This window comes from Citrobacter sp. RHBSTW-00881 (assembly GCF_013728515.1).
In the GTDB taxonomy this organism is placed as follows: domain Bacteria; phylum Pseudomonadota; class Gammaproteobacteria; order Enterobacterales; family Enterobacteriaceae; genus Citrobacter; species Citrobacter braakii.
In genome coordinates this window covers 3,017,874-3,037,982 of sequence record NZ_CP056269.1, presented here as the reverse complement: position 1 = coordinate 3,037,982, position 20,109 = coordinate 3,017,874, and the positions used below count along the sequence as shown (strand labels likewise).

At 48.3% G+C, this 20,109-nt stretch carries 18 protein-coding genes and 1 pseudogene; 13 read left to right on the top strand and 6 right to left on the bottom strand.

Annotation, left to right across the window (positions count from 1 at the left end):
* Nucleotides 1-139 precede the first annotated feature (139 nt).
* Together nagK and cobB are read left to right on the top strand one after the other, a co-directional pair.
* Nucleotides 140-1,051: an N-acetylglucosamine kinase gene (gene nagK / locus HV311_RS14690; protein ID WP_191220123.1), complete on the top strand. Its 912-nt coding sequence runs from the start codon at nucleotides 140-142 to the stop codon at nucleotides 1,049-1,051.
* A 15-nt stretch (nucleotides 1,052-1,066) separates the two neighbouring features.
* On the top strand, nucleotides 1,067-1,888 hold the full coding sequence (gene cobB, locus HV311_RS14685; RefSeq protein ID WP_016152685.1) for a Sir2 family NAD+-dependent deacetylase: 822 nt from the start codon (nucleotides 1,067-1,069) through the stop codon (nucleotides 1,886-1,888).
* A gap of 51 nt (nucleotides 1,889-1,939) precedes the next feature.
* Here cobB and potD read toward each other — a convergent pair whose 3' ends face one another.
* Both potD and potC read right to left on the bottom strand, forming a co-directional pair.
* Nucleotides 1,940-2,986: a spermidine/putrescine ABC transporter substrate-binding protein PotD gene (potD, locus tag HV311_RS14680; protein WP_046274797.1), complete on the bottom strand. Its 1,047-nt coding sequence runs from the start codon at nucleotides 2,984-2,986 to the stop codon at nucleotides 1,940-1,942.
* A 27-nt stretch (nucleotides 2,987-3,013) separates the two neighbouring features.
* Complete coding sequence (gene potC, locus HV311_RS14675) at nucleotides 3,014-3,793, bottom strand: spermidine/putrescine ABC transporter permease PotC (protein WP_003030794.1); 780 nt, start codon at nucleotides 3,791-3,793, stop codon at nucleotides 3,014-3,016.
* Between the two features lie 238 nt (nucleotides 3,794-4,031).
* Between potC and HV311_RS14670 the strand changes: the two are divergent.
* Nucleotides 4,032-4,139: pseudogene (locus HV311_RS14670) on the top strand (antitermination protein Q); the annotation flags it as partial.
* 139 nt (nucleotides 4,140-4,278) lie between these two features.
* Here HV311_RS14670 and HV311_RS14665 read toward each other — a convergent pair.
* The gene (locus tag HV311_RS14665) at nucleotides 4,279-4,491 is read right to left on the bottom strand and encodes a KTSC domain-containing protein (RefSeq protein WP_016152687.1); all 213 of its coding nucleotides are present in this window, start codon (nucleotides 4,489-4,491) and stop codon (nucleotides 4,279-4,281) included.
* A 552-nt stretch (nucleotides 4,492-5,043) separates the two neighbouring features.
* Between HV311_RS14665 and cspE the strand changes: the two genes are divergently transcribed.
* The 3 genes from cspE to HV311_RS14650 all read left to right on the top strand — a co-directional run bounded on the left by cspE (nucleotide 5,044) and on the right by HV311_RS14650 (nucleotide 6,386).
* The gene (gene cspE, locus HV311_RS14660) at nucleotides 5,044-5,256 is read left to right on the top strand and encodes a transcription antiterminator/RNA stability regulator CspE (RefSeq protein ID WP_005127641.1); all 213 of its coding nucleotides are present in this window, start codon (nucleotides 5,044-5,046) and stop codon (nucleotides 5,254-5,256) included.
* A gap of 428 nt (nucleotides 5,257-5,684) precedes the next feature.
* The gene (gene ymcF / locus HV311_RS14655) at nucleotides 5,685-5,873 is read left to right on the top strand and encodes a cold shock small protein YmcF (protein ID WP_071600303.1); all 189 of its coding nucleotides are present in this window, start codon (nucleotides 5,685-5,687) and stop codon (nucleotides 5,871-5,873) included.
* Between the two features lie 342 nt (nucleotides 5,874-6,215).
* Complete coding sequence (locus HV311_RS14650) at nucleotides 6,216-6,386, top strand: hypothetical protein (RefSeq protein ID WP_223307937.1); 171 nt, start codon at nucleotides 6,216-6,218, stop codon at nucleotides 6,384-6,386.
* Between the two features lie 203 nt (nucleotides 6,387-6,589).
* On the opposite strand, the gene HV311_RS14645 is transcribed toward HV311_RS14650, so the two are convergent.
* Nucleotides 6,590-7,675, bottom strand: coding sequence for an FUSC family protein (locus tag HV311_RS14645; RefSeq protein ID WP_047359316.1), 1,086 nt, complete (start codon nucleotides 7,673-7,675; stop codon nucleotides 6,590-6,592).
* Nucleotides 7,676-8,501: 826 nt separating this feature from the next.
* On the opposite strand from HV311_RS14645, the gene HV311_RS28285 reads away from it, so the two are divergent.
* From HV311_RS28285 to HV311_RS14625, 5 genes are all read left to right on the top strand, one after another.
* Entirely contained in the window at nucleotides 8,502-8,732 is a 231-nt protein-coding gene (locus tag HV311_RS28285) for a DUF2514 family protein (protein WP_220131815.1), read from the top strand.
* 284 nt (nucleotides 8,733-9,016) lie between these two features.
* Complete coding sequence (gene cspG / locus HV311_RS14640) at nucleotides 9,017-9,229, top strand: cold shock protein CspG (protein ID WP_016152690.1); 213 nt, start codon at nucleotides 9,017-9,019, stop codon at nucleotides 9,227-9,229.
* A gap of 10 nt (nucleotides 9,230-9,239) precedes the next feature.
* Entirely contained in the window at nucleotides 9,240-9,428 is a 189-nt protein-coding gene (ymcF, locus tag HV311_RS14635) for a cold shock small protein YmcF (RefSeq protein WP_103766489.1), read from the top strand.
* A 73-nt stretch (nucleotides 9,429-9,501) separates the two neighbouring features.
* Nucleotides 9,502-9,732 carry a hypothetical protein gene (locus HV311_RS14630; protein ID WP_019076503.1) on the top strand — a complete coding sequence of 77 codons (231 nt, stop codon included), beginning with the start codon at nucleotides 9,502-9,504 and terminating at the stop codon, nucleotides 9,730-9,732.
* Between the two features lie 206 nt (nucleotides 9,733-9,938).
* Nucleotides 9,939-10,112, top strand: a complete 174-nt coding sequence (locus HV311_RS14625) for a GnsA/GnsB family addiction module toxin (protein WP_016152691.1) — start codon at nucleotides 9,939-9,941, stop codon at nucleotides 10,110-10,112.
* Nucleotides 10,113-10,374: 262 nt separating this feature from the next.
* Here the strand turns inward: HV311_RS14625 and HV311_RS28280 are convergent, their stop codons facing one another.
* The gene (locus tag HV311_RS28280; protein ID WP_367397984.1) at nucleotides 10,375-10,440 is read right to left on the bottom strand and encodes a hypothetical protein; all 66 of its coding nucleotides are present in this window, start codon (nucleotides 10,438-10,440) and stop codon (nucleotides 10,375-10,377) included.
* Between the two features lie 359 nt (nucleotides 10,441-10,799).
* Here HV311_RS28280 and HV311_RS27865 point away from each other — a divergent pair, with 359 nt between their 5' ends.
* Together HV311_RS27865 and HV311_RS14620 are read left to right on the top strand one after the other, a co-directional pair.
* Nucleotides 10,800-10,964: a YnfU family zinc-binding protein gene (locus tag HV311_RS27865; RefSeq protein WP_175299807.1), complete on the top strand. Its 165-nt coding sequence runs from the start codon at nucleotides 10,800-10,802 to the stop codon at nucleotides 10,962-10,964.
* 156 nt (nucleotides 10,965-11,120) lie between these two features.
* A complete protein-coding gene (locus tag HV311_RS14620; protein WP_191220122.1) occupies nucleotides 11,121-19,703 on the top strand; it encodes a GH36-type glycosyl hydrolase domain-containing protein in 8,583 nt (2,860 codons plus the stop codon).
* A gap of 19 nt (nucleotides 19,704-19,722) precedes the next feature.
* Here the strand turns inward: HV311_RS14620 and HV311_RS14615 are convergent, their stop codons facing one another.
* Nucleotides 19,723-19,956 carry a hypothetical protein gene (locus HV311_RS14615; RefSeq protein ID WP_029139493.1) on the bottom strand — a complete coding sequence of 78 codons (234 nt, stop codon included), beginning with the start codon at nucleotides 19,954-19,956 and terminating at the stop codon, nucleotides 19,723-19,725.
* Nucleotides 19,957-20,109: the final 153 nt, after the last annotated feature.

Genomic DNA, 20,109 nt, shown 5'->3' with positions numbered 1-20,109 from the left:
ATATATACACGAAAGCATTCATGCGGCGGTAAGTCGGCAAACCGAAATCTCCACGAGCATAGATAACGATGTGACTGGAGGGTGAGGGCGCAGCCGACCCCAAGGCATCTTGAAGGATGACGTGTATCAAGGAGCGGTGATGTATTACGGATTTGACATCGGCGGGACCAAAATTGCGCTGGGCGTGTTTGATAAGCAACGTCGTTTGCAATGGGAAACACGCGTCCCTACGCCTCGCGACAGCTATGACGCTTTCCTTGATGCGGTCTGCAATCTGGTGACGGAAGCGGACCTGCGGTTCGGCGTTAAAGGTTCGGTAGGCATCGGCATTCCTGGTATGCCAGAAACGGAAGACGGTACGCTGTATGCGGCCAACGTTCCTGCTGCCAGTGGTAAGCCGCTCCGCGCCGATCTCAGCGCTCGCCTTGACCGCGATGTGCGTCTGGATAACGATGCTAACTGTTTTGCCCTCTCCGAAGCCTGGGATGACGAGTTCACCCAATATCCGCTCGTGATGGGGTTGATCCTCGGTACCGGTGTTGGCGGCGGTCTGGTGCTTAACGGGAAATCCATCACCGGGCGCAGCTATATCACCGGCGAGTTTGGTCATATCCGTTTGCCAGTCGATGCGCTGACGTTGATGGGCTTTGATTTCCCATTGCGCCGCTGCGGGTGCGGTCAACTGGGATGCATCGAAAGCTATCTTTCCGGCGGTGGATTTGCGTGGTTGTATCAGCATTACTACCATCAATCGCTGGATGCCCGTGAAATTATCGCGCTGTGGGAGCAGGGTGATGAACAAGCACGTGCCCATGTTGAACGCTATCTGGATTTGCTGGCGGTGTGCCTTGGGAATATCCTGACTATCGTCGATCCTGATTTGGTGGTGATTGGCGGAGGCTTGTCGAATTTTACCGCTATTACGACGCAACTGGCGGACCGACTGCCACGTCATCTGCTGCCGGTTGCCCGGGTGCCGCGTATTGAGCAGGCGCGGCACGGTGATGCGGGCGGGATGCGCGGAGCCGCTTTCCTACATCTTACCGATTAATACAAAGAGGTTGTTATGCTGTCGCGCCGGGGTCATCGGTTAAGCCGCTTTCGTAAAAATAAACGCCATATGCGCGATCGCCTGCGTCAACGAATCTTTTTCAGAGACAGAGTGGTGCCTGAATTGATGGAAAAACCAAGAGTGCTGGTACTGACGGGAGCGGGAATCTCCGCTGAGTCAGGAATTCGAACCTTTCGCGCGGCGGATGGTCTCTGGGAAGAACATCGGGTAGAGGACGTTGCGACTCCGGAAGGATTTAGTCGTAATCCGCAACTGGTCCAGTCGTTTTATAACGCCCGTCGTCATCAGTTGCAACAATCAGAAATCCAGCCTAACGCGGCGCATATCGCGCTGGCAAAACTCGAAGCCGAGCTGGGCGACCGTTTTTTACTGGTGACGCAGAATATTGATAACCTGCATGAACGTGCGGGCAGCCAGAACGTAATCCATATGCACGGTGAACTGCTCAAGGTTCGCTGTTCTCAAAGCGGGCAGATTCTGGAGTGGACTGGCGATGTGACAGCGGAAGATAAATGCCATTGTTGCCAGTTTCCGGCGCCACTGCGCCCGCACGTGGTGTGGTTTGGTGAAATGCCGCTGGGCATGGATGAAATTTATATGGCACTGGCAATGGCCGATGTGTTCATTGCGATTGGTACATCGGGCCATGTATACCCGGCAGCGGGGTTTGTGCATGAAGCTCGACTACATGGGGCGCATACGGTAGAGCTAAATCTCGAACCGAGCCAGGTAGGAAGCGAGTTTGAAGAGAAGTATTACGGTCCGGCAAGCCAGGTGGTGCCTGAGTTTGTTGAGAAATTATTGAAAGGACTGTGATTTTTATGCCCGATACGCGCAGCGCCATCGGGCATTCCTTACAACGCTGAATTAACGTCCTGCTTTCAGCTTCTGATAATACTCTTCATAGATAGCGCTGGCGGAACCGACATCGTTCTGCCATTCCCCTTTGTTGATGGTTTCTGCATCAGGGTAGAGGGTTTTATCGTTCGCGACTTCAGGGCTTAACAGCTTACGTGCTGCCAGGTTTGGCGTCGGATAACCGATGGTTTCCGCGACTTCTTTCGCCACGTCCGGGCGTAGCAGGAAGTTAATCAGCTTCAGCGCAGCTTCTTTATTTTTTGCGTTCGCTGGAATAGACAGGCTGTCCATCCAGAAAATCCCACCTTCTTTCGGCCATACCACTTCCAGCGGAGTACCTGCCTGACGCGCAACATACGCGGAGCCGTTCCACACCATCCCCAGATTGACTTCGCCTTCCATATACGGGTTGGCCGGGTTGTCAGAGTTAAATGCCGCGACGTTAGGCATCAGCTTCTTCAACTCGTTATAGGCGGCTTCAATCTCTTTAGGATCGGTGGTATTGCCGGAGTATCCCAGCTTGCGCAGCGCCATCTGGAACACTTCACGCGCATCATCCGTTAACAGCAGGCTACCTTTGTACTCCGGTTTCCACAGATCGGCCCAGCTGGTTACTGTTTTCGGGTCGATGGCATCGCTATTGATGCCAATGGCCGTCGCACCCCAGATATACGGGATAGAGTAGTCATTGTTGGGGTCGAATGGCTTGTTGAGCATTTCCGGATCGAGGTTGTGGAAGTTGGTCAACGTCGACTTGTCGATCTTCTGGATCATGCCTTCTTTGCGCATTTTATCGACGTAATAGGTGGACGGAACCACCAGATCGTATGCGCCGTCTTTATAGGTTTTGAGCTTGGCGTACATGGTTTCGTTCGACTCGTAGGTCGAATAGATAACCTTAATGCCGGTCTCTTTGGTGAACTGCTCCAGCAGTCCAGGCGGGACATACTCGGTCCAGTTATAGAAATAGAGCGTGTTGTTGTCATTAGCGTGAGCGGCGCTCATGCCCAGTGCCAGAGCACCCGCCGCGAGCAGGTGGCGTGACCATTTTTTCATCATTTAACGTCCCCTGAATTAAGGGCCTTAGCGGCCCTTGGTTTTATCACGTGCAATAAGCTGGCTGGCAATCACCATAACCAGCGACAGAACCAACAAAATGGTCGCCAGCGCGTTCACCTCTGGTGATACGCCGACTTTTACCATGGAGTAGATTTTTAACGGCAAAATTTCATAACCAGGCCCGGTAACGAAGGACGACACGACGACATCATCCATCGACAACGTAAAGCTCAGCAACCAGCCGGCAGCCACTGCAGGCATTGCCAGAGGCAGTATAATCTTGCGCAGAATAGTCACTTCACTGGCGCCGAGATCTTTGGCGGCTTCAAGCATTCGTACATCAAAACCTTTCAGACGTGAGTAAACCGTCACCACCACAAAAGGTAGACAAAAAGTGATATGCGAGAACAGCAGTGACCAGAAACCCAGTTGAATGCCGATCAGCATAAACAGCACCAGCAAAGAAATCGCCATTACGATATCCGGCGACATCATCACCACGAACAGCATGCCGCTGACAAACGGTTTACCGCGAAAACGGTAGCGGTACAGTGCAACCGCTGTGAGTGAGCCGATCAGCGTGGCAAACGTGGCGGATAGCACCGCCATCGTCAGCGAGTGTTGCGCTGCCTGTAGCAGGCTATCGTTGTTCATCAGCAGGCCGTACCATTTGGTGGTAAAACCCTGCCAGTTGATGCCAAAGCGCGAGCTGTTAAAGGAGTTCACAATCAAAATAATGATTGGAATATACAGATACGCGTAGATGGCGGTCATAAAACCGCCTCTGAGCAGCCGACCGATCATTCGCGTTTCACCTTCTTGTTCAGAAGGCGCGATGTTTTCAGAGTATTGAAAATAATCAACTTTTTCTCTTCTCCAAAATCTCTCCAAAACTTCCCGCCAAAACAGATAGCCAAAAAGAAGCAGCTATCACTAAGGCCGCGAATTTTACAACAATTTTTAGGATGATCGGGAAAAAAAGGCCATTTAAATGACCAGCTTTACTCATTGCTGACTGCGAGTGGCGGTATAGCAATCGGTTCAGGGAACAATTAGCGCACGCTACCGCTGTAGTGGTAAAGGGGAGGTACTTGACTGCAAAGCCACGAAAGAGCATGGCGTCCCAGTGTTTGAAACCTGTGAACGCTGCAGGGAGCATGCTTAACGAAGGGTAACGAAATTGACGGGAATAGTGGTTTTTGGGATATCAATTTCCTGGCCCGGTGGTAACAAAAAACAGAAAACACCAGAACGGCGTTTTACGCTATCTACAGCGTAAATTTCTTGAATCACCCTGTTTTACGACACAAGAATTTACCTTTAATGACACCGTCAAAGAAACGGCCTTTAGATTGCACCGTGAGAAAAGAGTTATAGATGCTTTCAGGAACGCCCACATACTGGAAAGTTGAAGAATTTACGAACCCAATCTCCAGTATCTTTTCTAATGGGTAGTAACCAATAAATTTTATTTTTGATGAAATCATTGCCTGTCGTTGCATTTTTTCTCCTTCAAATTTTTTAATTTTCCTTCTCTGATAATACACTGATATGAAACAAAAGGAGCATAGTTTTGTAAATGTTATGGCTGTTTCAGAATTTACTGGTTGGATGAAATGATTTTCTTTGTTGCTTTAATTTCCTCAGTTGCGAAAAATAGCACGAAAATTCGTTGCTGGATTTTTACGGATTGAAATGGGATTTCCTTTAAGTGACTGATAAATATATTTTATTTTATTTTTCGTTATCCAGGGGACGACCGGCTGTATGTTATTGCGGGTGAACAGAACTCTTTGATTATGCTGTCTCAGTTTCCATTTCTAAGATTTTGCGAAAAATTAAATGAAAAAATAACTTGCTATTGTTTGTGGGGTGTGTGATTAATGAGGGGTTGGTTAGGTACACAGACCCATTAAAGCGGTTTAGTAAAGCAGTTCTCATCTCAAGCGTTATCCACAGATAATCCTTTCTTTTGAGCCTTCTTATCGTTACTAATTAGATTGTGTGCGAAGCCCTTTTCGCCGTAAGGCTACATAGAATTTAAGGAATTACCTGTGTCTAATAAAATGACTGGTTTAGTAAAATGGTTTAACGAGTCTAAAGGTTTTGGTTTTATTACCCCTGACAATGGTAGTAAAGATGTGTTTGTACACTTCTCTGCTATTCAGAGTGGTGGCTTTAAAACGCTGAATGAAGGCCAAAAAGTTGAGTTCAGCATTACTGCTGGTGCAAAAGGGCCGTCAGCTGAAAACGTTGTAGCTGCCTGATATTTTTCCTGATGTAAACTGATATACGATAGCGAAGACGGTGAATGCCTGAGTAGATATATTAGTTTTTCAGAAACTCAACATCTGTCGACATAAAGCTGAACAGATGTTTGAGTCTAATCATTGGGTAGAACAGTTGAAATGATTATTTTATGAATGTCATTTGTTGTTTTACCTCTGTAGTTTTTCTTGCACGCTTAAGTGCATTCGTAAAAGCTAACAACATCCCAAAAATCGCTGGTGCTATAATATAAAGAAAATTATATTATTTTAGATTCCTCATGTGAACTGATAAGAAATATTTATTTTTTATTGCTTTTAATAGTGAGTTGTAACCTGATACTGAAAACCAAGAGAAATTATTAGTTAAATAGATCTTTTGGATATCACTGCGGTAGTGAGTGTTGTAGCAAATAAAGGCTAACATCATGACCGACCATATTTATTTTAAGTGCCCTTGTTGTCATGGGTCACAGTACAGAACTTCCCATTTTGATGTGACTGAGAAAAATCCCTTTGGTGCAAAGTGTATTTTTTGTAAATCATCAATGATCACACCAGATAACTATGCGCCATATACTTCCAGTAAATCAAATGAACAGGTGTTGCGAAAGTAACATTTGGCTCTGACCTTCCAGTTAAGGCGGCAAGATTCATTATCATTGCCAGGCACTGGTTTAAGTCCAACAAGGGCCGTCAGTCAGCTACTACCTCATCGAATTGAGCGGGCGACTTTTGAACTTGCAGGAGACGAGGGTTTGATCCTCTATGGTTACACCATGAATAAAAACCTCGTTCTAACGGGGTTTTGTCATTTCAGGGGTATCCGTGCAACATACAAGTAAGTTGGGCAAAGAATTGTATTTTTTGTTTTGCTATTAACATCATGTCTGATGTGTAACGGTATTACTAATAACCATATAAAGGGCAACGCATTGAGAATCATACAAAACCATATTATGGCCCAGGAAATTGGTGAAACAGTTATCCAGCTACTTGAAAATGGCAAAAGGGTTACGACAGGGAATATCATTGATTTGATCGAACGGAAAAGTCATGCCTTGCACGGTCAAAAAGCCGATGAGATAAGAGAAATATTGATATTTATCAGGAAAAAATCTGTTCTGTAAACGAGTTATAAATCACCTACGGTGCTCACGGATTATGGTTTCTCAATCAAAGACCTACTGAGAGGCATCCAGCCTGGTAGTGCAAAACTCTTCTTTTCTGGCCCACACAATAGAATGGGCCTTTTTCATTACTAAAAGATAGGTTGTGATATCTGGACGGTGTGAGGCAATAATGATTACATATTTGTCGATTGACATTGAAATTAATTATTTTCTGTAAGCGCTTTTGTGATTAGGGTTGATAGTGCTTCAAGTTGGATAGCAAGCTGAATGCTCAACCAAACATATCCGTGAACGGCGCTTTCAATGATTTCCTCGCCCTCATTGGCGAGTAAAAGACAATGCAACTCTTTAGTAATTTCGAGAAGATGCTCGCTATTTGATGCTATCGGCGTTGGGTTTCCTTCATGCAAGGCATGTGCGAGGGTGTTGAGGGTGCTACGGGTCATTTGTTCCATATCTGACAGCGTGTGAGTATTCAATATGAGAAATCGACTGCCACGGGATGCCCAGTGGGCATTTATCTGAAATTTTTGCGCCGCTATCATATCGCGGGTTATCGATTGAATATCTTCAAGTAGACTCTTCGCAATCTTTGTTTCTTTATTTACTGGTGTAATAAGGCTGCGCATTTTTACTACATTATTCAGCGCTCGCGTTTGAAGTTTGGCCATTCTCGGGGGCGCAAGAACGTTTCGGGAGACTCCCGCAGTTGTTATTTTTAGATAATCAGAAAGAAAGTCAGCAAGTTGTATACGCCAGTTAATGAATGCTCTTTGGGGAAAAATGCTGGTAAACAACATCGCCAGAATGCATCCTATAATAATGTTGGTGCTTCGCCACAATGCTGTTTGTAAGTCTCCTGCAGGAGCGCTGCTGACAACCGCCAGCGTGATACCAATCAATAATGCGGCATAGGGACGTTTACTCATGGCCAGAAAACCACAAAGGAAAGCTGCGCATCCACACCACAGCATCATCATAGTGAGAGAATACATTTCAATGTGTAATGCGATGATCCCCAAAATCGCACCCCCTACAGTTCCCGCCATACGTTCAAGTGCCCTGGGTATCACATTGCCCATGTAACTAATTGGTCCCATGACCACAACCAGTGTAATCAGGGGCCAGGAGTGGTCTGGTAAATTCAACATTCTTATCAATAAGAAAGTTATAACAAATGCTAAAGCAATACGGATCCCATGAACTACACGATAGTTGCGGTAAATCTTAAGTTCTAAAGGACTTATCGGTTTATTCCGTTCAATGGAAAAAATATTGTTTTTCATTGGTTAAAATCTTTAACATAGACAGAATTATAGAGGATGTTCAGATATACACTGAAAAAATAATCTCGTCTTACTTTTTTAACTTATAAAAAGGAGGGCGATACCTGATATAGGTTATTGTTAATCAATTGCTAATGCAGTAGCGAAAGAAGACGTAATATTTTAATACCCACATTATCTTTGGATTTGCCATTATGGTGGTAAGCGGTTCTACACATATTGAGTGGCCCATGACTTAAATTCAACATGTTGACTTTGACAGATATTAAAAAGTTGTGGACTTCCAAAATACTGGTTAGCATGTTTAAAACGTTTTCTTTTTCAGGTTGTTATAAGGCTAAGCAAAACAGGTCAGATGGTTTCTGTGCACGGCTTTATATCAGCAACGGTATCATTATATTTATAACATATGCACTTTGATGAGCTAAGGCCCGGACCAAAGCTCATGAGATATAAGTTCTGGCTACATTAGATGGAAGCAGTACACAACCTATTCATGTGTTATCGAAAAGCAACTACGTAAACAGAAAGTGCAAGTGCGAGAAATATCCAGTATTGAGAATGGTAATGGAAAAGTTTGAGCATAAATATCCTCCACAGATTCGGTTCCTAATTAATGGCAGATTTAAATGTCAACAACAAACAAAAAAGCATGGGCATTGATTGTTTGATTGTTTCATATTGTTTCAGTGATGCGCTATGACGGTGCGTTTGCACCAACAATAGGATTCTTGCATTGTTATGGTGAGCTTAGTGTCAGCCGGGCATTAAGACGCGATCAATCTACTGATAAATATAACCCAGGCAGCCATATGCGGCTTTTTCTATCCTGTCTGTTACTCTTTGCCAGCCGCACACCGATACCACAAAGCTTGCCCGCCGCCTGAATGCCGCAAAGCACACCGGAAATCTTGCCGTTCCTGCCAAAAGTAAAACAGCCGGAGCTGACGTTGTAATCCTCTCTGACATGCTCGGAAATTTCGTGGTAGATGCTAAATATTATGCTGAGATGGAGGAAATACGACTCTTCCGTGAGTCAAAATCCCTGAAAACTTAGGGTGATAGATAAAGGTCTTAAGCAGCATGACATAATTTTCGATTTAAGCTATTTAAATTCATTTTTATGATAAGAATCATGTGCGATTTCCCTATAAAACTAAATCTTGCTATGTTTGGTTAATCATGCGTTAATGAATTCTTGGTTTGTAACGAATTTATCTAAAGCAAGTGCTGTATTAATTTTATTTCTTGTTCCTGTTGAGATTTCCTTGCTGGCTTTTCTCTCTGATGATTTTTTTCGGACCATTCTGCCCAAGGGCTTACTCAAGAAAGGTAATAATTATGTCTAATAAAATGACTGGCTTAGTTAAATGGTTCAATCCTGAAAAAGGTTTTGGGTTTATCACCCCTAAAGATGGCAGTAAAGATGTGTTTGTACACTTTTCTGCTATCCAGAGTAACGATTTCAAGACGCTGAATGAGAATCAGGAAGTTGAGTTTAGTGTTGAACAGGGACCTAAAGGCCCCTCAGCAGTTAATGTCGTGGTTGTATAAGGTAACTGTTATTACACATCATATTCACTTCAGATGCCCGTGTTGCCACGGATCTCAGTACAGAACGTCGAGCTTTGATGTTACTGAAAAAAATCCTTTCGGAGCAAAATGTATTTTTTGCAAATCGGTAATGATTACATTTGACAATGTTGCGCTATACATTCGTTCTGGTCAGACTTCGTTAGATTTTAGAAAATAAAGTTCAGGTTCCTTATGGAGCCTTTTTTGTATGCTAAACCGTTCATCTCTGTACGAACCATCACGGTATCATTATGAAAAAAGTAATCGTTTTTTTTAACTCAGAACCGGCAGTTGTTGTATCCGTAATGAAGGGAATTACTTCGATAATGCGTGAGTTTCCCAATGGGGAAAAAGCACACCTGTCCGTGATGTCAGCAGGATTTCCATCTCTGACAGGAGACCATAAAATAGTTTATGTCGCCTCTGATCGCGATGTCAGTTCCGAAGAGATTCTCGAGGCAGCATCGAAGCTTTTGAAGTGACATCTGATTGTTTCTTTACCGACCGAGATAGTAGTCCAGTGGTTTGCAGATGTTTTGCGCTTTTCTTGTATGAAGATTGTACTGCAACCTCTTGATTATTGAGTCTTTCCATTCTATCTTTTAAACATGTCAGCACTGTTATAAGTGCTCCACGGGGAATGTTACATACTTGACGTTGATACGTTAGAGATCAAGAGAGGTAAATAATGAACGTCGAAGAGTTAAAAACAAAAACTGAAGCGGATATTTCTGAATTCATTACAAAAAAAATTGTTGAACTCAAAAAAAAGACAGGAAAAGAAGTTTCCGACATCCAGTTTACTGCTCGTGAAAAAATGACTGGGCTTGAAAGCTATGATATTAAAATTACATTGATCTAATTGTTAAAAGACCCAGCTTGAATGAAAAGCATTATCTTAAAAGGTAATGCTTTTTTATTGCTGTCAAAAAATTTGGATGTTGTCAAAACCTTCATTTTTAACCATAGAGACAAGGCCTGACTTTTTAATGGGGCCTTTCCGATGCCAGCCCGCGCTATCGGGCTACTGCTGGCTCAGGGCAGGGAATGCACTTGTCGAATATTTCGTGGTCAGTGGGTATCACATTGAGGGGAGTGGGGTGACGTAGTAGCCTGCGAATGGGTTAATTATCATTTCGGTCGGGATTGTTAGATAACCCAACTCCTACTTTTACCGCAGCAAACAACATAATGCACAGAGCGGTAATGACGGTAAATACCAATGAAAGGCTGGTAATCATAAATTTTCTTCATTTCAGATGGATTTGATTATTAGACTAAGACATAAAGGAAAAGTTCAGGGTAAATATCATAGTATTTCCCGGAAAAATATCGAAGCGGGTCATTGTATACCAGAGCGGACTGCAGGGAGCCGTATCGAAGAGTGGCGGATCAACGGTCTCAACGGCTGCAAATATCTATCTTGGCAAACGTCGTCATCTACCCTGTGTTATCCCCCTTTTGGATAAAGAATAGGACGATAAATTAAATGGTTAAATTTTATCCAAACGTGGTACAGTGAATCTCATTCATCGAAAGGGTAATCATCATGTCTCTCATCGATTACGCAATGAAGTACCTCGGCGGCGTATCGACGACTACTGTCATCTGCCCGGCCTGTGGCTTACGTTCATCCCAATCTATTTCTAAAATTCGCCTTAAGCAGACAATGCTTTGCCCTGGCTGTAAAACACTGTTTGTTTCACCACGATAACCCTGACACTTAGTTGCACCTAAACCCGGTGTTCTATACTTAAGTCAAATCCCGGCAGCTGTTAAATCCCTGATGCCTTACGCCCATCCTGAGAGAACGTTTCTGAACTGATTTCGCAACTGCTCCTGCATGCTAACTCTGCATCAGAGCAATGCTATGAAAATGAACCCCAGGGCGTGGTTTAACCGCTCCCATATTCCGATGAATGCTACCGAAAGCGTAACGTTTTCGGCGAACGATCCTGCCGGTGAAAGCACTCTGCAGTCAGAACTCTTTTCGACCGCCCAGATGGAACGCTACGGTCAGAAGCTCGCACGGACCCATAAATTATCGCCGGATAAACATCCTTATTATCTTCTAAAAAGACTCGGCGAGAATGAGGCCATCATTACCCAAAGCTGTTATGAGCTTAACGCGGGTAAAAAGACCAGCATCATGCCTGCCGGGGAGTGGTTGCTGGACAATTATTATCTGATTGAGGAACAAATCCGCACTGTCCGCCAGCACTTGCCGAAAAGCTTTGGTAAAGGTCTCCCGTCGCTGATGTCGCCGCTGAATTGCCCACGAATTTACAATATTGCATCAGAGGCCATTGCTCACGGTGACGGGCGCTGGGATGCTGCCAGCCTGACCAGCTATCTCACCGCCTATCAACAGGTGACCCCGCTGACATTAGGTGAAGTCTGGGCGTTACCGGGAATGCTGCGCCTGGCGCTGATTGAAAATCTTCGTCGTATCAGTATCGAAGTGATCAAAGCGCAGCAGGACAGAACGCTGGCTGATATGTGGATAACAAAGATTTTCGGATGTGCAGAGAATGCCCCTGGCGATTTAATCATGGTGGTTGCCGATATGGCACGCTCCCGACCTACGTTAACCAGTGCGTTTGTCGCAGAGCTGGTGCGGCGTCTGCAGGGGCATGGCAATGCGCTGTCGTTACCTCTGACCTGGGTTGATCAGTGCCTTCGGGAACAGGGGATCACCACCGACGTTCTCATACATAATTTCAATCAACAGCTTGCTGCCAGCCAGCTATCTGTCAGTAACAGCATCGCGGGTCTGCGATTACTGAGTGAAACGGATTGGGCTGATTTCGCCGAAACGATAAGTGTCGTCGAACAGGCATTACGCAATGATCCTGCCGGTATCTATCCTCGGATGCACTTCAATACCCGGGATCATTACCGGCACGTTGTTGAGGTCCTGGCCAGAGACAGTGGTCTCAGCGAGCCTGAAGTTGCTGACAGGGTGCTGACGCTTTCAGGAAACAGTGCTCCCGATACACTGGAACATCATGTTGGTTATTATCTCGCAGGCGAAGGTCGGCAGGCGCTGGAAATTCATCTGTTAGCAGACACCTCAAGGCTCATGCGCTTGCGGCACAGTTTCAACAGAATAACCCTGCTGTCATGGCTTGGAAGCCTGGCGTTGTTGACAACCGCAACGACCGCGGCAATTTTGCATGAAACAGCCATGCAGGGCGCAGACTGGCTGTTGATCGCGGTGATATTCCCTCTGATTATCGCTGTAACTCAGTTAATGAGCGATTTACTCAGTGACGCCACCACCCGTTTTCGCGTTCCTCGCCCCTTGCCGCGGATGGATTTCTCAACCGGCATTCCCCCTGACAGCGCCACTCTGTTAGTCATCCCCTGCATGCTGACCAGCCACGCAAGTTTCAGCCAACTCCTCACCAGTCTTGAAGTCTGCTGGCTGGGGAATGAAAACGAAAATCTCAGGTTTGCGCTGCTCACTGATTTCGCTGATTCTGCAAATGAACCCTCGCCGGAAAGCCAGATGCTCCTCAGACAGGCGATCGCCGATATGCAGGCGCTGAATCGCCGCTATCCCTCCAGCCGCCCGCGTTTTTACCTGCTACACCGCCAGCCTGAATGGAACCCCGCTGAAGGAACGTGGATGGGCTATGAACGCAAGCGGGGAAAACTGGCGTTACTGAACAGCTGGTTGCGCCATCCGGGGACACAATTCGTCAGCGTTGCAGACATGCCTGCTAACCTTTTACCGGGCCATATTAAATACGTCATTACCCTGGACAGTGATACGGTGTTGCCGCGCGATACGGCGCACAAACTGGTCGCGACGATGGCGCATCCGCTGAATACTCCAGAGTATGATCCGGTACGCCAGAGGGTTGTCAAAGGATTTGGCATTTTACAACCCGGCCTTGCGGAGGAGATACCACGCAACGGTCAGGGACGTTACGCCGCCATGCGCAGCAGCATACCGGGCAATAATCCCTATTCGATGATGTCTTCGGATATCTATCAGGACCTTTTTGGGGAAGGATCGTTCGTGGGCAAAGGGATTTACGATGTTGACATTTTTATGCAGGCCACTGCCAACACCTGCCCGGAAAACCTGGTTCTCAGCCATGATCTACTCGAAGGATGCTATGCACGTTCGGGGCTGCTGAGTGAGGTGTTACTCTATGAACAGTACCCGAATAATTATCTGTCGGATGTTGCACGTCGTTCACGCTGGATCCGGGGTGACTGGCAACTGCTTAACTGGCTGAAACCACGTGTCAGAAGAGCCGATGGAACCCGGACCAGGAATCCGCTGACCGCGCTTTCTTACTGGAAATTACTTGATAATCTGCGTCGCAGTCTGGTCGCCCCCTCATTACTGGTATTGCTGTTCTTCACCCTGCTTGGGGTACCTAATCCGGTTTACTGGCTGGGCGTACTGTCGCTGATATGGCTGTTGCCAACCATCCTCTGCATCACCCATGACTTTCTGCATAAACCTCTGCGTCGCCGCCTGAAGCCGCATCTGTTACTGGTAGGGGCGGGCGCGCTGAAGCGTTTGTCAGGTATCGGCCTTAATTTTGCGATACTGCCGCATGAAGCCGGATATTCGCTAAAAGCGATCGCCGTGACGTTATGGCGATTGGGGATCAGCAGGCGTCACCTCAGCCAGTGGGTCAGCTACAGCCTGGACAGCAATCAGGCCGGACCCACTGTCGCGCGTTTTTATCAGGCGATGTGGCTGAATGTTGCATGTGGTGTGATGCTGATAATACTGACCGGACAATTTGCTCCACAACTGCTGGGGATTGCGTTGCCGATCGGTTTGTTATGGTGTGTGGCACCGCTGCTGATGAGCTGGCTGAGTCGTCAGCCTGCGCGTAAGGTGTTTTCGCCCAATCCGGAACAAAAACAGCTGTTGCGCCAGACAAGCCGTGAAATCTGGGCGTTTTTTGAAACCTTTGCCACAGAAAAAGAGAACTGGCTTCCGCCTGATAACTACCAGGAAATACCGCAGCCGACGGTGGCCCATCGAACTTCTCCTACCAATATTGGCCTTTCCCTCATGGCTAACCTGACGGCATGGGACTTTGGCTACCTGCCCGGCGGGGAAGTGCTCCGGCGCGTGTCGCTCACGCTCGACACAATGGATAAAATGGAGCACTACCGGGGCCATCTCTACAACTGGTATGACACTCGTACGCTGGCCCCCCTCAGCCCACGCTATATCTCAAGCGTCGACAGCGGCAACATGGCAGGGCATTTGTTGACGCTGCGTGCAGGGCTGTCCGCCATGCGTCATCAGCCAGTTTTAAATCGCCAACAGATACTGGCAGGACTGAACGATACGCTGGATATTCTGGAAAAACAGTGGGGTCAGAACCCGCCTGACAGCTTGCGGTTGCTGCGAAAACACTGCCTGAGCGCGGTGTCGCTCTCTCCGCAGACATTTTTCAGCGAGCTGAAAAATATGCGCACCCAGTGCAATCACCTGAACACGCTATGCCATCAGGGATCTCCTCTTCAGATGCGTTGGGCAGGACATCTGGAGCATCAACTGGTTCAGCTTTGCCATGAGTGGTCGCTGCTGCTTGGTTGGTTACCTGCATCCTGGAACGAACAGACGCTGCCGACTTTATGCGAGCTTGCGCGCGCAACATTTACTGGTGTAGGAACCCCCCCGGCGTCAGCGACGGAGCAGGCACGGATGCGACTCAATATTATCACTGAACTTGAACAACGGCTGGATGAGCATGCCCGGATGGATTTCGCCTTTCTGTACAGCGAAGCAACCAGTCTGCTCAGTGTTGGCTATAACTGTGACACGAATATGCCTGACAAGAGCCACTACGATCTTCTGCCGTCCGAAATCCGCCTGACCAGCTTTCTTGCCATTGCCACTAATCAGCTACCACTTAAAAGCTGGTACGCGTTGGGACGACTGTTCACTACCATTGACAATGAAACCGCCCTGATGTCATGGAGCGGGTCAATGTTTGAATACCTGATGCCGAATCTGGTAATGCCCACCTGGCCTGGCAGCCTGCTCGATGAAATGAGTCAGTCGGCGGTTATGCGCCAGATTCATTGGGGGAAAGAACGCGGAGTACCGTGGGGCGTTTCAGAGTCTGGTTATCATGCTTTTGATGTTCAGCATAATTATCAATATCAGGCATTTGGTGTGCCGGGTCTCGGTCTGCGCAGGGGGCTTGCTGATGACATGGTTGTCGCCCCTTACGCCACACTGCTGGCGTTAATGGTCTCGCCACAGAAAGCCTGTGAGAACCTGATCAGGCTGCAAAAAAATGGCGCACATGGTGAATACGGTTTTTATGAAGCGCTGGACTATACTCCCTCACGCCTCGCAACCGGTCAGCTCTATGCGGTGGTTCAGTCCTGGATGGCGCATCACCAGGGCATGGCATTTCAGGCGCTGGCTCATGTGCTACTTGACGCCCCGATGACTGAACGCTTCATGTCCAGTACGGTCTTCCGCTCAGCGAGCCTGCTGTTACAGGAACGCGTGCCAGATGCGGTCGATCTGTACAGTCCGCGCCGTCATTTTGAATCTCATGAGGGCAGGGTCAAACCCGTTCGCTATGAACCCCGTATTTTCTATGGCGTGGACACGCCGGCCCCGGATATTCAACTGCTGTCCAACAACCATTATCATCTGATGTTGACCACGGGCGGCGGCGGCTATAGTCGCTGGAATAATATTGCGCTCACGCGCTGGCGCAGTGATACCACCCGCGATAACTGGGGAGCATTCTGCTATATCCGCGATATACAGACGGGGAATGTGTCGAGCAATACCTGGCAACCGACAGCCCACACCAGCGGGCATGACGAGGAAGTGATATTCACCGATGCGAGTGCTGAATTCAGACGCTCTTTCGATGGGCTCAGCGTCAAAACTCAGGTTGTGATCTCCCCGGAGGATGATATTGAGTTGCGACGGCTCACACTGATTCATCGTGGTCGCCAGCCTCGCTCTCTGGAACTGACAACCTATGCCGAAGTAGTACTGGCGCCTGAAGCCAGCGATCTGGCACACCCGGCATTTAGCAATCTGTTTATTCAGACGGAACTGGATCCTGAGCGTGACGCTATTCTTTGCCACCGGCGCCCGCGTTCTCCGGGTGAAGCGAGTCCCTGCCTGTTTCACATGATGGTGGTGCATGGCGATAACCGTCATAACGTTTCGTTTGAAACAGACAGGGCAAAATTTCTTGGTCGTGGCAGAAACCCTGCGGATGCCCAGGCAATAAAGGCAGGCGGGGCGCTCAGCAACACGTCGGGGTCAGTGCTGGATCCGATCCTGGCAATACGCCACACCATCACTCTGCAGCCGGGGCAGCCGGTCACGATTGATATCATTTATGGCATCAGCGAGACCCGCCAGCAGAGCCTGGCGTTGCTGGAAAAATACCGCGATTACCCTATCGCTGATCGCGTCTTTGAACTGGCCTGGTCTCACAGTCTGGTGGTGTTACGCCAGATGAACGCCAGTGAAGATGATGCCACTTTGTTTAATCGTCTTGCCAGCGCGGTGCTTTACCCTGTCCAGGAGCTGCGCGCCGAAGGCCAGGCGATCAGCCGCAACCGGCGTGGTCAGTCCGGTCTGTGGGGCTGGGCAATTTCAGGCGATCTGCCGATAGTGCTGCTCAGTATTACCAGCGAGGAAAGTATTGCCTCAGTGACCACACTGATTCAGGCACACCGTTACTGGAGACAGAAAGGGCTGGATGTTGATTTGGTTATCCTGAATAACAGCCCCGGCGGCTACCAGCAGGGCTTACAAAATCAGATTATGGACTTAATTTATGCCGGGTCTGAAGCCAGTCTGCTGGACAAAACGGGCGGTATTTTTGTTCGTAATGGCGAGCATCTCTCTGCTGAAGATAAGTTGCTTTTGATGAGCGTGGCCTGTCTTTATCTTGATGACCGCACAGGCAGTATCAATGAGCAGCTTAATCAGCGTACTCATACCCTTAAACCTCAGGCCAGAGCACTCATTCCACGGGCTGTACGCGAGCGTAATCAACATACGGACTGGAGTCCCGATATCAGTCAGTTATGTCATTTCAATGGGTACGGTGGATTTTCTCAGGATGGTCGGGAATATCAGATTGTTCTGCGGGAAGATGCGCAGACACCGGCTCCCTGGTCAAACGTACTGGCAAATGCCCGTTTTGGCACTGTGATTTCAGAGGCGGGACAGGCCTACTCCTGGTATGAGAATGCACATGAATACCGGTTGACACCGTGGGAGAACGATCCGGTGAGCGATCGCAGCGGTGAGGCGTTTTATCTGCGCGATGAAGAGAGCGGTGAGTGTTGGTCACCGACGGCCTTACCTGTTCGCGGACATGGTGATTACCTGACCCGCCATGGTTTCGGTTACAGCGTGTTTGCCCATCGAGAGAATGGTATAGACAGCGAGCTGACGGTCCTGGTTGCCGAAGAGGCACCGGTTAAGCTAGCGCTCCTGACGCTCAGTAACTCTTCGGGGCGGACACGAAAACTTTCCGTCACCGGCTATGTGGAGTGGACGCTCGGAGGAACACGAACTCGCTCAGCCCCTCACATTGTGACTCATGCGACCAGACCGCCTGGCGGCTGCGGAGTGCTGGCAAACAATTTTTATGGTGATAACGGTAGCGGTCGTACTGCCTTTTTTGCCGTCAGCGGTAATGACTGTTCGTTGACCGGGGACCGCCGGGAATTTATCGGTCGTAATGGTTCTCTGCACGCCCCGTCGGTCATGAAGCTACGCAGGCTTTCAGGTAAAACGGGCGCCGGTCTGGATCCCTGCGGGGCAGTACAATCGGCGGTTACATTAATTGATGGCGATCAGAGGACGTTTATTTTTATCCTCGGCGCAGAGGAGAATCATATTCGAGCTCAGGAGACGCTTGCCCGTTATATGAATGAGGAGACGGTCCGCGAGGAGCTGAACCGGGTTCACAACCACTGGCACAATGTGCTCGATAAAATTGTGGTTAACACTCCCGACACATCGGTAAATTTACTGGTGAATGGCTGGCTATTGTACCAGACGGTAGCCTGTCGCTTGATGGCTCGCAGCGGTTACTACCAGTCCGGCGGCGCATTTGGTTTTCGCGATCAACTGCAGGATACGCTGGCGCTGAGCCATGCTGATCCGAACCGGATGCGAGAACAGATAATCCTGTGTGCATCACGGCAATTTATTGAGGGTGATGTACAGCACTGGTGGCACCCGCCACACGGCAACGGGGTGCGCACCCGCTGTTCCGATGACTATCTGTGGCTTCCGCTTGCCGTTTGCCACTATGTTGAAACGACGGGGGATATGGATGTACTGGAAACACGTATTCCTTATCTGGAGGGACGTCCGCTTCAGCCTGGTGAAGAGTCTGCCTATGATACGCCGGTCATCAGCGGTACCGAAGAGACACTCTGGTTACACTGCGTCAAAGCCATTAAGTATGGACAACAGTTCGGGGAGCATGGTCTGCCGCTGATGGGTGCGGGTGACTGGAATGACGGCATGAACCGGGTGGGGATCGACGGCAAGGGTGAAAGCGTCTGGCTGGGCTTCTTCCTGTTCGACATTTTGCAGCGGTTTGCGGCGCTGGCTGATCGCAGGCTGGATGAAAGCGTCGCCTCAATGTGCCGTTCGCAGGCTGTGCGCCTGCAAAACAATCTCGAAGCCCACGCCTGGGATGGTGAATGGTACCGGCGTGGATATTTTGACGATGGTACTCCCCTGGGGTCGAAAGCCTCACAGGACTGCCGTATTGATGCGATTGCCCAGAGCTGGTCAGTATTGTCCGGGGCCGCTAGCCCGGGACGGTGCGCAAAGGCCATGCAGGCGCTGGATAAGCACCTTGTGGATAGCGAGGGGGGACTGATAAAACTATTAACGCCGCCTTTCGATGGGCACGGTCCAAATCCGGGGTACATACAGGGTTACCTGCCTGGTGTGCGGGAAAACGGAGGGCAGTATACACATGGCGCTATCTGGGCTGTAATGGCATTTTCCCGAATGGGGAATGCCGAACGTGCCTGGCAACTCTGGTCGATGCTCAGCCCGATAAATCATACTCTGAATGTGAACTCAGTCGGGATCTATAAAGCCGAGCCTTATGTCATGAGCGCTGATGTCTACAGCGTCGCTCCCCATATCGGACGTGCCGGATGGAGCTGGTATACCGGTTCATCAGGCTGGGCCTGGCGTTTACTTACCGAGGAATTACTGGGGATAAAACGTTCCGGTGCTGATCTTACGGTTCATGCCCGGTTGCCGGATGGCTGGCCGTCTTTTTCTATGGCTTATCAATATGGCGAAAGCCATTATCAGATTAGTGTCTCACGCGGCGATGCAGAATATCGCGTTACACTGGATGGTGCTCTCCTCCCTGATGACAGAATATCGCTGCGGGATGATGGACAAAACCATACGGTTGAGATTATTCAGAACTGATACTGAGTCCGGACGCGCATTAACGTCTGCCGTTAATGCGCTGATTATCCCTGAGAACCTCAATTGCTGTCTGCATGGCGATTTTGTCATCTCTTTTTTTTTGCTTGTCCTGCATGACCTGAAGGTATTCCAGCAAAGTTCGGGTATTAATAGGTCGGCCCTGTTTGCCCACTGCCAGCACGGCTTCGCCAAGAATAATTTTCACTGGTGGCAACTGGGCCGGGTACCAGTCAAGGGTGTCTTCTGATTTCATGATAAATTTCTCACGGAAGGGTATTATATCATAAATCAGACGTTTAATTTTCAATATCTGATATCCTGATTTAATCATAAATTAACATAACTTAAGCCAGTTATTTTTATATTAAGGCGTATAATAATTACTGTGTTCCTCAGAGAATTATTT

Excerpts from the sequence above, each read along its gene's own strand:
- nagK (WP_191220123.1), top strand. The coding sequence starts at position 140 with ATGTATTACGGATTTGACATCGGCGGGACCAAAATTGCGCTGGGCGTG.
- cobB (WP_016152685.1), top strand. The coding sequence starts at position 1,067 with ATGCTGTCGCGCCGGGGTCATCGGTTAAGCCGCTTTCGTAAAAATAAA.
- potD (WP_046274797.1), bottom strand. The coding sequence starts at position 2,986 with ATGAAAAAATGGTCACGCCACCTGCTCGCGGCGGGTGCTCTGGCACTG.
- potC (WP_003030794.1), bottom strand. The coding sequence starts at position 3,793 with ATGATCGGTCGGCTGCTCAGAGGCGGTTTTATGACCGCCATCTACGCG.
- HV311_RS14665 (WP_016152687.1), bottom strand. The coding sequence starts at position 4,491 with ATGCAACGACAGGCAATGATTTCATCAAAAATAAAATTTATTGGTTAC.
- ymcF (WP_071600303.1), top strand. The coding sequence starts at position 5,685 with ATGACCGACCATATTTATTTTAAGTGCCCTTGTTGTCATGGGTCACAG.
- HV311_RS14650 (WP_223307937.1), top strand. The coding sequence starts at position 6,216 with ATGGCCCAGGAAATTGGTGAAACAGTTATCCAGCTACTTGAAAATGGC.
- HV311_RS14645 (WP_047359316.1), bottom strand. The coding sequence starts at position 7,675 with ATGAAAAACAATATTTTTTCCATTGAACGGAATAAACCGATAAGTCCT.
- cspG (WP_016152690.1), top strand. The coding sequence starts at position 9,017 with ATGTCTAATAAAATGACTGGCTTAGTTAAATGGTTCAATCCTGAAAAA.
- HV311_RS14630 (WP_019076503.1), top strand. The coding sequence starts at position 9,502 with ATGAAAAAAGTAATCGTTTTTTTTAACTCAGAACCGGCAGTTGTTGTA.
- HV311_RS14625 (WP_016152691.1), top strand. The coding sequence starts at position 9,939 with ATGAACGTCGAAGAGTTAAAAACAAAAACTGAAGCGGATATTTCTGAA.
- HV311_RS27865 (WP_175299807.1), top strand. The coding sequence starts at position 10,800 with ATGTCTCTCATCGATTACGCAATGAAGTACCTCGGCGGCGTATCGACG.
- HV311_RS14620 (WP_191220122.1), top strand. The coding sequence starts at position 11,121 with ATGAAAATGAACCCCAGGGCGTGGTTTAACCGCTCCCATATTCCGATG.
- HV311_RS14615 (WP_029139493.1), bottom strand. The coding sequence starts at position 19,956 with ATGAAATCAGAAGACACCCTTGACTGGTACCCGGCCCAGTTGCCACCA.